Below are 14,280 nucleotides of genomic sequence, written 5' to 3'. Positions count from 1 at the left end.
CCAGTGACCGCTGCGTTGACCATGCGGGCCATTCTTCCAGTTCCACCGGGCGCTCAGGAAACCTCCGCCCCCGCAGGCTCGGCGGGTGTGACGGCACTCACCCTCACCCGGGCGATCCGCCTGCCCTCCACCTTGGCCACCGTCAGCAGCACCGCCCCGCCGCCGCGCAGCGGGACGCGGGCCTGGTCGCCGTCCCGGGGCAGCCGGCCCAGCGAGGCGACCAGGCAGCCGGCCACCGTCTCGTACGGGCCCTCGGGCAGGGTGACGCCGGTCTCCTCCTCGAAGTCGCCGAGGTTGAGCAGGCCGTCCAGTTCGATGCCGCCGCCGGCCAGCCGGCGGGTGGTGGCGGTCTCCGGCCGGTCGTACTCGTCCCGGATCTCGCCGACCACCTCCTCGACCAGGTCCTCCAGGGTGACGATCCCGGCGGTGCCGCCGTACTCGTCGACCACGATGGCCAGGTGGTGGCCCTCCCGGCGCATCTCGCCCATCGCCTCCAGCACCCGCTTGGTGCCGGGGAGCAGCTTGACGGGACGGGCGAGGTCGCGGACCTTGACGGCCTGCTCGCCGCGGGCGCCGTAGAGGTCCCGGACGTGGACGAAGCCGACCACGGCGTCGGCGCTGCCCTCGACCACCGGGTACCGCGAGTGCGGCGAGGTCTCGGCCTGGTGCCGTACGGCGTTCAGCGGGCGCTCGGCGTCCAGGAAGGTCACCTCGGTGCGCGGGACCATCACCTCGCGCAGCTGGCGCTCCCCGGCGGCGAACACGTCCGCGATCAACGCCCTTTCGTCGCTGCCCAGTTCGGTGTTGGCCGCGACCAGGCCGCGGAGCTCCTCGGAGCTCATCGAGCCGCGTCCGGCCGCCGGGTCGCCGCCGAGCAGGCGGACCATCAGGTTGGTGGAGTGGCCGAGCAGCCAGATCACCGGACGCAGCGCCACGGACATCACGTCCACCACGGGCGCGGCGACCACCGCGATGGACTCGGCGCGCTGGAGGCCGATCCGCTTGGGGGTGAGCTCGCCGAGCACCAGCGAGACGTAGCTGATCACCAGGGTGAGGCCGACCAGGGCGACCGCGTCGGCCACGCCCTCGGACAGCCCGGCCCGGACGAACAGCGGGGCGACCTTGCCCGACAGGGTGTCGGCGCCGAAGGCGGCGGACAGGAAGCCCATGCAGGTCACACCGACCTGGACGGCGGCCAGGAAGCGGTTCGGATCGGCGGCCAGGTGGGCGGCACGGGCCGAGCGCCGGGTGCCGTGCCCTTCCAGCGCCCGGATCTGGCCCTCGCGCAGCGAGATCAGCGAGATCTCGGCGACGTTGAACAGCCCGCCCAGCAGGATGAAGACGAGGACGAGCGCGGCGTCCCCGAGGGTTTCGTTCACAGCGGGCCAGTGTAGGTGGCCGGTGCGGTCGAAGCCCCGGACACGGCGGCGGCCCGCCGCCTCCCGGTCGCGGAAGGGGCGGGCCGCCGGGACGGACCGTGCGGGCGGGGCTCAGATGAGGCCCAGCTCCTGGACCGCGTCGCGCTCCTCGGCCAGCTCCTTGACCGAGGCGTCGATGCGGGCGCGCGAGAAGTCGGAGATCTCCAGGCCCTGGACGATCTCGAACCTGCCGTCCTTGGTGGTGACCGGGAAGGAGGAGATCAGGCCCTGCGGGACGCCGTAGGAGCCGTCGGAGACGACGCCCATGGAGGTCCAGTCGCCCTCGGCGGTGCCGTTGACCCAGGTGTACACGTGGTCGATGGCGGCGTTGGCGGCCGAGGCGGCCGAGGAGGCGCCGCGGGCGTCGATGATGGCGGCGCCCCGCTTGGCGACGGTCGGGATGAAGTCGTTCTCCAGCCAGGCCTGGTCGCTGCCGACGGCCTCGAAGGCCGGCTTGCCGGCGACCTCGGCCTGGAAGATGTCCGGGTACTGGGTCGCGGAGTGGTTGCCCCAGATGGTGACGCGCTTGATGTCCGAGACCAGGGCGCCGGTCTTGGCCGACAGCTGGCCGACGGCGCGGTTGTGGTCCAGGCGGGTCATCGCGGTGAAGCGCTCGGCCGGGACGTCGGGGGCGTTGCGCTGGGCGATCAGGGCGTTGGTGTTGGCCGGGTTGCCGACGACCAGGACCTTGATGTCGTCCGCGGCGTGGTCGTTGATGGCCTTGCCCTGCGGGCCGAAGATGCCGCCGTTGGCCTGCAGCAGGTCGCCGCGCTCCATGCCGGCGGTGCGCGGACGGGCGCCGACCAGCAGCGCGACGTTGGCGCCGTCGAAGGCCTCGTTCGGGTTGTCGGTGATCTTGATGTCCCGCAGCAGCGGGAAGGCGCAGTCGACGAGCTCCATCGCGGTGCCCTCGGCGGCCTTGAGGCCCTGCGGGATCTCCAGGAGGCGCAGGTTCACCGGCACGTCGGCACCGAGCAGGTGGCCCGAGGCGATGCGGAAGAGCAGCGCGTAGCCGATCTGGCCGGCGGCTCCGGTGATGGTGACGTTGACGGGGGTGCGGGTCATTTCTACCTTCTCCAGCAAATCGCCAGGTGCCCCAGGCACACCGGCACTGGAGCCAGGATGATCTCTCGACATCGAGAGACCGGCGTCAGGTTATCGCAAAGCGAAGCGTACGCCGCGTGTGCGGGCGTGGCTGATGCGTCACAGAACAGACCGGAGGGGACGCACCGCGGCCCCCGTCCGGACGGGCGGACGGGGGCCGCGGCCGCGCGCAGGGCGGGCTCAGTGCTTGGGCCTGCCGATCAGCTGGCCGATGTTGTCGAGCAACGGGATCTCCAGCCACGGGTTCGGCTGCGCCACCAGGGTCAGCAGCACGATCGAGGCCCCCAGGAAGGCCAGCACCAGCACGTCGGTGAAGCGGCTGCGGACCGCCAACATCCCGACCTCGGGCAGCACCAGCCGCAGCACGGCGCCGAGCAGCACCCCGATGCCGAGGATCAGCAGCCCGTACTTGAAGCCGTCCTTGAAGTCGGCGAACCAGGTGACCGCGAGACCGGCCCCGACCACCGACAGGACCAGCGTTATCGGCCACTGCCGGACCGGCAGGGCGTGGTCGCGCCCGAGGGCGGGGGCCGCGCCCTCGGGCGGCAGGGTGCCGGTGGTCTTGACCGGCCTGCGCCGGGACCGCGCCGGTCGCGGTTCAGTCATGCTCGCCGTCCCTCTGGGGTCAGACGCCGACGCGGCGCTCGGCCGCCTCGACGATGTTGTTGAGCAGCATCGCGCGGGTCATCGGGCCCACGCCGCCGGGGTTCGGGGAGATCCAGCCTGCCACCTCGGCCACGCCCGGGTGCACGTCGCCGACGATCCTGCCCTCGCTGCGGCTGACGCCCACGTCCAGCACCGCCGCGCCCGGCTTGACGTCCTCCGGCTTGACCAGGTGCGGCACGCCCGCGGCGGCCACGATGATGTCGGCCTTGCGCAGGTGCGCGCCGAGGTCGCGGGTGCCGGTGTGGCACAGGGTCACGGTGGCGTTCTCGCTGCGGCGGGTCAGCAGCAGGCCGATCGAGCGGCCGACGGTGATGCCGCGGCCGACCACGACCACCTCGGCGCCGTCGATCTCGACGTCGTGGCGGCGCAGCAGCTCGACGATGCCCAGCGGGGTGCACGGCAGCGGGCCCTCGATGCCCAGGGCGAGCCGGCCCAGCGAGGTCGGGTGCAGCCCGTCGGCGTCCTTGTCCGGGTCCATCAGCTCCAGGACGGGGTTCTGGTCCAGGCCCCTGGGCAGCGGCAGCTGCACGATGTAGCCGGTGCAGGCCGGGTCGGCGTTGAGCTCGCGGACGACGTTCTCGACGTCCTCCTGGGTGGCGGTCGCGGGAAGCTCGCGCTGGATCGAGGCGATGCCGACCTCGGCGCAGTCCTTGTGCTTCCCGTTGACGTACCAGCGGCTGCCCGGGTCGTCGCCGACCAGGACGGTGCCGAGGCCGGGCGTGACGCCCTTCGCCTTGAGGGCCGCCACGCGGGCGGCGAGTTCGGACTTGATCGCGGCGGCGGTGGCCTTGCCATCGAGAATCTGGGCAGTCATGACCCCATTCTCCCGGATCGCGGCCGCCCTCCGTACCGGGGCCGCCCGGGCGACCGAACGGGTACGGAAGGTCCGCACCACATTGCGGTTGCGCCACAGTCTCGGCCCGGCCCGCGGAACCGGCTGGACACGGTACTGCCGTCCGGACGACGATATGCGGGCATCCCCTGCCGCGACCCGGCCCGGTGACGGGCCGACGGATCCCACGGCGGGGGCGTACCCGGGGGAAAGAGCCAGTGATCCGACCACAGCAGACCGAGCAGCCCGACCGCCACGGCGCCGTCCTCGCCGTGCCGCGCCCGTCCCGGCGCGTGCTCGTCCGTTCCTCACCGGACTGCTGAGCCGGCCCGCGCCCGTCACCGCCGCCGGGCTGTCACTGCGCTCCGATACCGTCCCGTTCCGTCGTCGACCCGACTCGCCGGCCGCAACCGGGTCCTCCGCCGTCCCGTCCCCGTGTCCCGTAACTGCCCGGAGGCATCCATGACTTACCCGCCCGACCCGAACAACCCGTACGGCCAGCCGCCCGCACCGGGCTACGGCTACCCGCAGCAGGCCCCGCCGCCGCCCTCCCCGGGGTACGGCTACCCGCCGGCCGCGCCGGGTTACGGCTACGCGCCGGCCGTTCCGCAGTCCATGCCGGGCCTGGTGATGACCGCCCGGGTGCTGCTGTTCATCGTGGGCGGCGTGCAGACGATCCTCGCGATCATCTACCTGATCATCGGTGCGGCCGCCAAGGACGCCACCAACACCATCAAGCACACGACGGACGACAACCCGTTCACCGCGATGGGCGACGCCGCCGCCGGCGTCATCATCGTCGTCGCCGTCCTGTTCGCGCTCTTCGCCGCGCTGTCCATCACGCTCGGCGCGAAGTTCGGCAAGGGCGGCAACACCGTCCGGGTCACCACCATCGTGTACGGCTCGCTCGGGGGCCTGGTCGGCCTGCTCATCCTGCTGGGCGCCATCTCGGCCGGCACCGCCGTGGGCCTGGTGATGGCCTTCCTGTGGCTGGCGATCAGCATCATCTGGATCACCGCCATGTGCGTCCGGGACGGCGTCAACTGGTTCAACCGGCCGCGCTACTGACCGGACGGCAGGACAACACGAAGCGGCCCGGCCCCTCCTCGGAGGGGCCGGGCCGCTTCGTGCACTCAGTGGAAGAAGTGCCGGGCGCCGGTGAAGTACATCGTCACGCCCGCCTTGGCGGCCGCCTCGACGACCTGCTCGTCACGGATCGAACCGCCCGGCTGCACGATCGCCTTCACGCCCGCGGCGATCAGGATCTCCGGGCCGTCCGGGAACGGGAAGAAGGCGTCCGAGGCCGCGTACGAGCCCGCGGCCCGCTCGCCGGCCCGCTCGACCGCGAGCTTGCAGGAGTCGACCCGGTTGACCTGGCCCATGCCGACGCCGACCGAGGCGCCGTCCTTGGCCAGCAGGATCGCGTTGGACTTGACGGCCCGGCAGGCCCGCCAGGCGAAGGCCAGTTCGGCCAGCTCGGCCTCGGAGAGCGCCTCGCCGCTGGCCAGCGTCCAGTTCGCCGGGTCGTCGCCCTCGGCGTGCACCCGGTCGGCGTCCTGGAGCAGCACGCCGCCGGAGATCGGACGGATCTCCTGGCGGTTGGCCGGGGGCTCCGGGGCGAGCAGCACCCGCAGGTTCTTCTTGCGGGCCAGCACCTCGACCGCGCCCTCCTCGTAGCCGGGGGCCACGACGACCTCGGTGAAGATCGGGGCGATCTGCTCGGCCAGCTCGACGGTGACCGGGCGGTTGACCGCGATCACGCCGCCGTACGCGGAGACCGGGTCGCACTCGTGCGCCTTGCGGTGCGCCTCGACGACGTCGGCGCCGATCGCGATGCCGCACGGGTTGGCGTGCTTGATGATCGCGACGGCCGGCTCGGCGTGGTCGTACGCGGCGCGGCGGGCGGCGTCGGTGTCGACGTAGTTGTTGTACGACATCTCCTTGCCGTGCAGCTGCCGCGCGCCGGCCAGGCCGCCCGTGCCGTCGCTGTACAGCGCGGCGCCCTGGTGCGGGTTCTCGCCGTAGCGCAGCACGTCCTGCCGCTCCCAGGTGCCGCCGAGGAAGCCGGGGAAGCGCTCGTCGCCGGGGGCGTAGCCGGCCTCGAACCAGGAGGCGACGGCCACGTCGTAGGCGGCGGTGTGGGCGAACGCGGCACCGGCCAGGCGCTTGCGGGTGGCCAGGTCGAAGCCGCCGTCCTGGACGGCCTTGAGCACGTCGGCGTAGCGGGCCGGGTCGACCACGACGGCCACCGAGGGGTGGTTCTTGGCGGCGGCGCGGACCATGCTCGGGCCGCCGATGTCGATCTGCTCGACGCACTCGTCCGGGGTGGCGCCGGAGGCGACGGTGGCCTTGAACGGGTAGAGGTTGACCACGACCAGGTCGAAGGGCTCGACGCCCAGCTCGGACAGCTGCGCGCGGTGCGACTCCAGCCGGAGGTCGGCCAGCACGCCGGCGTGCACCCGGGGGTGCAGCGTCTTCACGCGGCCGTCCAGGCACTCCGGGAAGCCGGTCAGCTCGGAGACCTCGGTCACCGGGACACCGGCGGCGGCGATCCGGCCGGCGGTGGAGCCGGTGGAGACGATGGCGACCCCGGCGGCGTGCAGGCCCTGGGCCAGCTCCTCCAGACCGGTCTTGTCGTACACGCTGATCAGCGCGCGACGGATCGGACGGATGTTCTCCGAAACGGGCGGCGTGGTGGAGCTCATGCCGGAATCCATACCTTTCGGTCCTCGATGCGGTGACCTTCGCGGGCCAGCCGGCCCACGACGTCGACGAGCAGCTTGCGCTCGACAGTCTTGATGCGCTCGTGCAGCGCGTCGCCGCCATCGGCGTGGTCGGCGTCGACGACCTCGACGACGCCCTGCGCGATGATCGGCCCGGTGTCCACCCCGGCGTCGACCAGGTGGACGGTGCAGCCGGTGACCTTCACCCCGTACGCGAGGGCGTCGCGGACGCCGTGGGCGCCGGGGAAGGCGGGCAGCAGTGCGGGGTGGGTGTTGACGATCCGCCCGGCGAAGGCCGTGATGAACCGGGGGCCGAGGATCTTCATGAAGCCGGCCGTGACCACCAGGTCCGGCTCGTGTCCGGCGACGGAGGCGGTCAGCGCGCGGTCCCACTCGGCCCGGTCCGGGAAGTCCTTCACGCGGTGGACGAAGGTCGGCAGACCGGCCTTCTCGGCGCGCTCCAGACCGGCGATGCCGTCCCGGTCCGCACCCACGGCGACGATCTCGGCGCCGTAGGCGGGGTCGGCGACGGCGTCGATCAGCGCCTGCAGATTGGTGCCGGAGCCGGAGACCAGCACCACCAGGCGAGCCGGTCCGGGCGTACGGGGCGGGAAGAGCTGGGCGGGGGCGGCGGCCACTGCGCGATTCTCCGTTGGTCGGGCGCCGTCCGCTGGTACGTCCACCGGCGGTGGGGCCACTACGAACGGCAGGTCGAGCGAAGGGGAACACCGGGGGAACCCGCCGCGACGCGGAGCCCCGGGAACCGATGTGAGCTGCTGACCGTCACCACGATAACGGCTGGTCGGACGGCCTCCGCACGGTCCGGGCAGCGCTACGCGCGTAGTTGAGACGGGGATCTCCTCGGGCCCGGGGCGCCCCGGTCGCGGACCGCCGCCGGGCCGGAACGCGACTGCCCGCCGGCCCGAGTGCGGGACCTCGCCGAGCCGGGGCCGGGACTCCCCGCCGGCCCGGGGGCACGGGCCCCCGCCGGGCGCCCGGACGGCTGCGGGATCATGGGGGGACGCGGAGACCGCTCCGACACGAGACCCTCCGCCCGGGCCCCGACCGAGAAGGAATGGCTGAACCGATGAGCAGCGGCGACGACAACGGCGAGCACAACCCCTTCGCGCCGCCGCCGGCGGACGCCCCGGACCAGCCGTGGCAGCCGCGCGGCGGCTGGCCCGGCCAGGGCCCGGGGGGCAACGGCGGCCAGGGCGGCGACGACCGCCCCCAGCTGCCGCCGCCGTGGGGACAGGGCCCCGGCGACGGCCGCCCCGGGCAGCGCCCGCCCGCACCGCAGCCGCCGCGCCTCGACCCGACCGACCCGACCCACCGCCGGGCCCGCAACGCCGCGCTGGCCGGGCCGTTCGCGCTGCTCTGCCTGTTCGCGGAGTTCCACTGGGTCGCGCTGCTGGTCGCCCTGCTCGCCATCTACTGGGGGGTCAGCGCGCTGCGGGCCAAGCGGCCGACGGCCGGCGCCGGCTCGACCGGCGCCACTGCGGCCGGGGCGGCGGCCTCCGGGGCCCCCGCGCCGAACCCGCTCACCCGGGCGCCGAACCCCCTCACCCCGGCCGCGCTCGCCGGGATCCTGACCGGTGCGATGACCGTCGCGATGGTCGGGCTGATGATCGGGCTCGGGGTCTACTACCAGGACTACGTGACCTGCGTCCAGGATTCGCTGACCACCGTCGGTACCGAGAACTGCGACCGGTACGCGCCGCAGTGGTACGTGGACTTCACCGGCAACGCCGAGTAGGCGGCTCGCCGACCGGGCGTCGGGCCGCAGGGGCGCGGGCGCCGGACTGAGGGGGCATCAGGCCGGGGTGGTGGCGGGCCGCGCGGGCGACGGGCTCAGCCGGTGGGGTCCCCGCCCGCCAGGCGCCGCACGAGCGCGTACGTACGGGCGCGCAGCCGCAGTGCGCTCCGGCGCGCGGGCGCCGAGAGCCGGGCGCAGGCGCCCACGGTGGCCGCCCTGGCCCGAGGGGCCGCCGGAGCGAGCGCGCGGTGGCGCACCAGCAGGGCTCCCGGAACGGCGACCAGGGCGAACCAGCCGGCCGCCGCCGGGCCCGTCCACCACGGCACCGGCCCCAGCCAGGCCATCCGCCCGCCCGCCAGCGCGCCGCCCGACAGCCGGCCCAGCACCGCCGCACCGGCGCCGAGCAGCAGCGCGGCCGCCAGCGCCGCCGCCACCGTCGCGGCGGGCGGCCAGGGCGCGCCCCGCCCGTCGACGCGCTCGCCGCCCGGTCCGTCGCCGTACCCGTCACCCCACTCGTCGCCGTCCCCGGTGCCGTGCGTCTCGCCGGGCCCGGCGCCGCGCGCCTGCGGGGAGGGCCGACCGGCCGCCGCACGGCCCAGCAGGACGGCCGGCACCACTCCCGCCAGCAGCGGCAGGGCCAGCGCCGCGAGCCGCCAGCCGCCCGGGCCCTCCTCGGGCAGCAGGGCGAACAGGGGGAACTCCGGCACCGGCCCGAGCTCCGTTCCGCCCGGCGACACCCGGGTGCCCGCACCGACCACGAAACCCGGGCCCAGCGCGTACGCGGAACCCCACAGCACCGCGTTCGGCAGCAGCAGCACGGTGAGCAGCAGCAGCCCGAGCAGCGCGGCGGGACCGCCCCGGAGCAGGGACATCCCGCGCCCGCCGCCGGTCATCGCGTCCACCACCGCCGCCACCGCGACCAGCGCTCCGCCCGCCGCGACCAGCCCCGCACCCGCCGCTCCGGCCGCCCGCCGCACCGCGGCCGAGCCGCCGGTCGGCCGCCAGCCCGGGGGCAGCCGGTCGAGCAGGGACAGCGGCAGGCCCTCGGCCGGGCCGGGTCGGGCCGAGCGGACACCCGCGGCCACCGCCAGGGCGGCGAACAGGCCGACCGCCAGGAGGTCCGGCAGCACCCGGCTGCGGAACGGGCCGCCGCCCGCGCAGTGCAGTGCCACCGCGACCGCCACCGCGCAGTAGCCCGACCACAGCGCCAGCGGACCGCTCCGGGAGGAGCGCAGCGCACGCCGGGACACCACCCCGGCGGCCGCCCGGTACAGCCGCACCGCCGCCAGGGCGGCGAGCAGCAGCGGGGTGACGGTCAGCGGGGCGTCCCCGCCACCGCGCAGCACCGGCGCGCCGTGCCCCAGCAACCAGAGGGCGCCCGCCAACCGGGTGGCGCCCGCCGCGCCCGAGTCGGCGTACGGTGTCACGATCCAGAGTCCGACCACCGGTACGGTGACCACCGCGAGGCCGACCAGCGCCGTCCGCACTCCCGTCAACAGGTCGGCCAGCACAGGGCGTCCGCCCAATTCGCCGGGCACTTCCAGGATCGGACGGCCCATCAGCTGTGTCATGGGGCTCATGCTGCCAAGGCGACTCGCCATGCTCCGTGAAGCGGCAAACCGCCGCCGTGTCCCAGATTATTGGCTTATGCGCCTTTTCAGACCCTGCCCCCAAGCCGCCGGAGCCCCGGCCCGGAGCGTCTGATGACCACGCCCCCCACCCGCGCCACCGACCCGCTGCGGAAGCTGACACCCCGTGAGGCCCAGGCCATCGCCCACCTCGCCGCCGGCCACGACCTCCAGCACACCGCCTCGGCCCTCGGGGTCACCCCCGGCACCGCGCGCAACTACCTCCACCGCGCCATGCGGAAGCTCGGCTGCCCCACCGAGTCCGCCGCCGTCGCCCTCATCAGGACCGCGCCCCCCACCGGGCCCGGCCGACGACCACCGGACGCACCCGCCCGGCCGGACGCGTCCCCGGCGGCCACCGGGGAACACGGCGGCGTGACGGCCGACCCGGCCGCGGCCCGCGACCCGTCCGCCCCCCGGCCCGGCGGGAAGGGGCGGCACCGCCGCTCCCCCGGTCGCGAGGGCCGGGCCGGCGGCGCGCCCACGCAGGAACGGACCCAGGACACCCGGACGGCCGCCCGGGCCGGTGCGCCGCCCGAGGCGCCCGAGACGCCCGAGACAGTTCATGAACCCCTGGGCGCCGGGACGGACACGGCCGCGGCCGCGGTCACGGAAGCGGGGACCGGCACGGCCGCGCGACAGCACGCGGCCGCACCACGGCACACGGCGCACTCGGCCGATCCCGGCGCTCCCACCGCCCGCGACGGGCGGCCGCAGCCCACCGCCGGGCAGGACGCACCCGCCGTCCACCCCGCGCCCGGCCGGGCCGCCGCCCCGGAGCGGCACGCGCCCGCGCCGCGGACGGCGACGCCGGCACCGGTCCTCCGGGGCGCCCCGGCGCCCTCCGCCGACCGCAGGGAGCGCATCGAGCTGGCGCTCACCGAGGCCGGGAGCGGGCGGGACCTCTCGGACGAACCCGCGCCGAGCTTCGACGACCTCTACGAGCAGACGTACACCCGGCTGGTGCAGCAGGTGTTCCTGCTGACCGCGTGCCGGCACCGGGCGGTGCACTGCGTGCGGCGGGCGTTCGGGCAGGCGCGGCGCGGCTGGGACGAGGTGATCCGCTCCGGCGACCCGGAGGGCTGGGTCCGGGTGCGGGCGTCCGAGCTGGCGCTGTCGCCGTGGCACCGGGGCGGGCCGCGACGGGCGCACGCGTGGACGCTGCCGCACCGGCGGATCAGGGTACGGCCGGCGAACGAAGCCCAGGCGGTCCTGCCGGACCACGACCGGCTGACCGACCGGGACAAGGCCCTGCTGAAGGCCCTGCGCCGGCTGTCCCGGCCGCAGCGGCGGGCGCTGGTGCTGCACGACGGGCTGGGGCTGCCCGCGGCGGCGATCGCGGTCGAGGTGGAGTCCACCCTGGCGGCCGCCGAGGGCCGGGTCTGGGCGGCCCGGGCGGCGTTGGCGCAGTCGGTGCCGGACCTGGTCGGGCCGGACCCGACGGCCCCCGGCTTCGCGGACGGGCTGAGCGGGCTGCTGCACCGGGCGGCGGTACGGGGGTGCCCGGAGCCGCACCGCTCGCCGGTGCCGGTGCTGCGGGCCCGGCACCGGTTGTCGACGGCGAGCCGGACGGGCGCGGCGGCGCTGCTGACGGTCGCGGTGGGCGGGGCGACGGTGGCGACCCTGGCCGGGCTGCGACCTGCGGCGCTGTTCCAGCCGAGGGTGCAGCCGACGCCCGCGCTGTGCGTGCCGGCCCCCACCGCGGAGGTCGAGCCGCCCGGAGTGCCGCTGCTGCCGGGCGGGGCGCCGAACGGCATCGCCAGTCTGTGGTGCAGCCCGGCGGCCGGCCTGGAGGCGGTGGTGGTGGACCGGCAGCCGCAGGCGGTGGCGCGCTGGGAGCTGCCGCCCTCGGTGGTCCAGGCGCCGCCGCCGCAGCAGGGCCCGGCGGCCTGTCCGCTGTGGTCCCCGCTGCCCTGCACGACGGGCCCCAGGCACTGACACCGCGGGCACCGGAACCGCGAGGACCGGAGCCCCGGCGCCGAAACGGCGAGCGCCCCCGCCCGGGAGGGCGGGGGCGCTCGCTGCGCCGGAGCGGGATCAGGCCTGGGCGGCGATGATCTCGCGGGCCAGGCGGGCGGTCTCGGACGGCGTCTTGCCGACCTTCACACCGGCGGCCTCGAGGGCCTCCTTCTTCGCCTGGGCGGTGCCCGAGGAACCGGAGACGATGGCGCCGGCGTGGCCCATGGTCTTGCCCTCGGGGGCGGTGAAGCCCGCGACGTAGCCGACGACCGGCTTGGTCACGTTCTCCTTGATGAAGGCCGCGGCGCGCTCCTCGGCGTCGCCACCGATCTCACCGATCATGACGATGATCTCGGTCTCCGGGTCCTCCTGGAACGCCTTGAGGGCGTCGATGTGGGTGGTGCCGATGACCGGGTCACCGCCGATGCCCACGGCCGAGGAGAAGCCGATGTCGCGCAGCTCGTACATGAGCTGGTAGGTCAGGGTGCCGGACTTCGAGACCAGGCCGATCTTGCCGGCGCTGGTGATGTCGGCCGGGATGATGCCGGCGTTCGACTGTCCGGGGCTGATCAGGCCGGGGCAGTTCGGACCGATGATCCGGGTCTTGTTGCCCTTGGCGCCGGCGTGGGCCCAGAAGGCGGCGGTGTCGTGCACCGGGACGCCCTCGGTGATCACAACGGCCAGACCGATCTCGGCGTCGATGGCCTCGACGACGGCGGCCTTGGTGAACGCCGGCGGGACGAAGACGACGGTGACGTCGGCACCGGTCTTCTCCATCGCCTCGGCGACCGAGCCGAACACCGGGATCTCGGTGCCGTCGACGTCGACCGTGGTGCCGGCCTTGCGCGGGTTGACACCGCCGACGATCTGGGTGCCGGAGGCGAGCATGCGGCGGGTGTGCTTCATGCCCTCGGAGCCGGTCATGCCCTGGACGATGACCTTGCTGTCCTTGGTAAGGAAGATAGCCATGGTGTGAAAGTCCCCTTCCTTACTTGTTGGCCAGCTCGGCGGCGCGGTCCGCGGCGCCGTCCATGGTGTCCACCTGCTGGACCAGCGGGTGGTTGGCGTCGGTCAGGATCTTGCGACCCAGCTCGGCGTTGTTGCCGTCCAGACGGACGACCAGCGGCTTGGTGACCTCCTCGCCCTTCTCCTCGAGGAGGGCCAGGGCCTGCACGATGCCGTTGGCGACCGCGTCACAGGCGGTGATGCCGCCGAAGACGTTGACGAAGACCGACTTGACGTCCGGGTCGCCCAGGATGATCTCCAGGCCGTTCGCCATGACCTCGGCCGAGGCGCCGCCGCCGATGTCGAGGAAGTTGGCGGGCTTGACGCCGCCGTGCTTCTCACCGGCGTAGGCGACCACGTCGAGGGTGCTCATGACGAGGCCCGCGCCGTTGCCGATGATGCCGACCTGGCCGTCGAGCTTGACGTAGTTCAGGCCCTTGGCCTTGGCGGCGGCCTCGAGCGGGTTGGCCGCGGCCTTGTCCTCCAGCGCCTCGTGCTCGGGCTGGCGGAAGTCGGCGTTCGCGTCCAGCGAGACCTTGCCGTCGAGGGCGATGATCCGGCCGTCACCCGACTTGATCAGCGGGTTGACCTCGACCAGGAGGGCGTCCTCCTTGACGAAGACGGTCCACAGGGTCTGCAGGACCTCGGCGATCTGCGGGGCGACGTCGGCCGGGAACTTCGCGGCGGCCACGATCTCGGCGGCCTTCTCCGCGGTCACGCCCTCGTTCGCGTCCACCGGGATCTTCGCGAGGGCCTCGGGCTTGGTGGCCGCGACCTCCTCGATGTCCATGCCGCCCTCGACGCTGGCCATGGCCAGGAAGGTGCGGTTGGCGCGGTCCAGCAGGTAGGAGACGTAGTACTCCTCCTGGATGTCCGCGGTCTGGGCCAGCATCACCTTGTGCACGGTGTGGCCCTTGATGTCCATGCCGAGGATCTGCTCGGCCTTGGCGACGGCGTCCGCCGGGTCGGCGGCGAGCTTGACGCCACCGGCCTTGCCTCGGCCACCCACCTTCACCTGAGCCTTGACGACGGCGCGGCCGCCGAAGCGCTCCGCGATGGCGGCAGCGTCTGCGGCGGTCTCGATGACATCGCCGTCAAGCACGGGCACGCCGTGCTTGGCGAAGAGGTCCCTCGCCTGGTACTCGAACAGGTCCACGTGTTTGTCCTTGTTCGTGGTCGCGGATTGTGT

General features: G+C 74.4%; 12 protein-coding genes. 3 read left to right on the top strand and 9 right to left on the bottom strand.

Features of this window, described 5'->3' with window-relative positions; genetic code table 11:
• Positions 1-53 precede the first annotated feature (53 nt).
• The 4 genes from ACGF07_RS18170 to ACGF07_RS18155 form a co-directional block, all read right to left on the bottom strand.
• Positions 54-1,379 carry a hemolysin family protein gene (locus ACGF07_RS18170; protein WP_392899793.1) on the bottom strand — a complete coding sequence of 442 codons (1,326 nt, stop codon included), beginning with the start codon at positions 1,377-1,379 and terminating at the stop codon, positions 54-56.
• A gap of 111 nt (positions 1,380-1,490) precedes the next feature.
• Positions 1,491-2,483 (bottom strand): malate dehydrogenase, encoded by a 993-nt coding sequence (locus tag ACGF07_RS18165; RefSeq protein ID WP_350735870.1) that lies wholly within the window; start codon positions 2,481-2,483, stop codon positions 1,491-1,493.
• Positions 2,484-2,702: 219 nt separating this feature from the next.
• The gene (locus ACGF07_RS18160) at positions 2,703-3,128 is read right to left on the bottom strand and encodes a DUF3017 domain-containing protein (protein WP_350735867.1); all 426 of its coding nucleotides are present in this window, start codon (positions 3,126-3,128) and stop codon (positions 2,703-2,705) included.
• A gap of 19 nt (positions 3,129-3,147) precedes the next feature.
• On the bottom strand, positions 3,148-4,002 hold the full coding sequence (locus ACGF07_RS18155; RefSeq protein ID WP_350735864.1) for a bifunctional methylenetetrahydrofolate dehydrogenase/methenyltetrahydrofolate cyclohydrolase: 855 nt from the start codon (positions 4,000-4,002) through the stop codon (positions 3,148-3,150).
• 480 nt (positions 4,003-4,482) lie between these two features.
• Here ACGF07_RS18155 and ACGF07_RS18150 point away from each other — a divergent pair, with 480 nt between their 5' ends.
• Positions 4,483-5,088 carry a hypothetical protein gene (locus ACGF07_RS18150; protein WP_350735861.1) on the top strand — a complete coding sequence of 202 codons (606 nt, stop codon included), beginning with the start codon at positions 4,483-4,485 and terminating at the stop codon, positions 5,086-5,088.
• Between the two features lie 65 nt (positions 5,089-5,153).
• Here the strand turns inward: ACGF07_RS18150 and purH are convergent, their stop codons facing one another.
• Together purH and purN are read right to left on the bottom strand one after the other, a co-directional pair.
• On the bottom strand, positions 5,154-6,725 hold the full coding sequence (gene purH, locus ACGF07_RS18145; RefSeq protein ID WP_392899789.1) for a bifunctional phosphoribosylaminoimidazolecarboxamide formyltransferase/IMP cyclohydrolase: 1,572 nt from the start codon (positions 6,723-6,725) through the stop codon (positions 5,154-5,156).
• Positions 6,722-7,381 (bottom strand): phosphoribosylglycinamide formyltransferase, encoded by a 660-nt coding sequence (gene purN / locus ACGF07_RS18140; RefSeq protein ID WP_350735855.1) that lies wholly within the window; start codon positions 7,379-7,381, stop codon positions 6,722-6,724. The genes purH and purN overlap by 4 nt, the downstream gene beginning before the upstream one ends.
• A gap of 449 nt (positions 7,382-7,830) precedes the next feature.
• On the opposite strand from purN, the gene ACGF07_RS18135 reads away from it, so the two are divergent.
• The gene (locus ACGF07_RS18135) at positions 7,831-8,499 is read left to right on the top strand and encodes a hypothetical protein (RefSeq protein ID WP_392899787.1); all 669 of its coding nucleotides are present in this window, start codon (positions 7,831-7,833) and stop codon (positions 8,497-8,499) included.
• Positions 8,500-8,594: 95 nt separating this feature from the next.
• Here the strand turns inward: ACGF07_RS18135 and ACGF07_RS18130 are convergent, their stop codons facing one another.
• Entirely contained in the window at positions 8,595-10,070 is a 1,476-nt protein-coding gene (locus ACGF07_RS18130; RefSeq protein ID WP_392899785.1) for a DUF6350 family protein, read from the bottom strand.
• 132 nt (positions 10,071-10,202) lie between these two features.
• Between ACGF07_RS18130 and ACGF07_RS18125 the strand changes: the two genes are divergently transcribed.
• Positions 10,203-12,065, top strand: a complete 1,863-nt coding sequence (locus ACGF07_RS18125) for a sigma factor-like helix-turn-helix DNA-binding protein (protein ID WP_392899783.1) — start codon at positions 10,203-10,205, stop codon at positions 12,063-12,065.
• Positions 12,066-12,164: 99 nt separating this feature from the next.
• Here ACGF07_RS18125 and sucD read toward each other — a convergent pair whose 3' ends face one another.
• On the bottom strand, positions 12,165-13,055 hold the full coding sequence (sucD, locus tag ACGF07_RS18120; protein ID WP_350735845.1) for a succinate--CoA ligase subunit alpha: 891 nt from the start codon (positions 13,053-13,055) through the stop codon (positions 12,165-12,167).
• A 19-nt stretch (positions 13,056-13,074) separates the two neighbouring features.
• A complete protein-coding gene (sucC, locus tag ACGF07_RS18115) occupies positions 13,075-14,247 on the bottom strand; it encodes an ADP-forming succinate--CoA ligase subunit beta (RefSeq protein WP_350735842.1) in 1,173 nt (390 codons plus the stop codon).
• Between the last annotated feature and the right edge of the window lie 33 nt (positions 14,248-14,280).

The organism is Kitasatospora sp. NPDC048194 (assembly GCF_043202455.1).
Classification (GTDB): Bacteria; Actinomycetota; Actinomycetes; order Streptomycetales; family Streptomycetaceae; genus Kitasatospora.
Note: the sequence above shows the minus strand (reverse complement) of the source record. Positions and strands in the feature narration are given on the sequence as shown.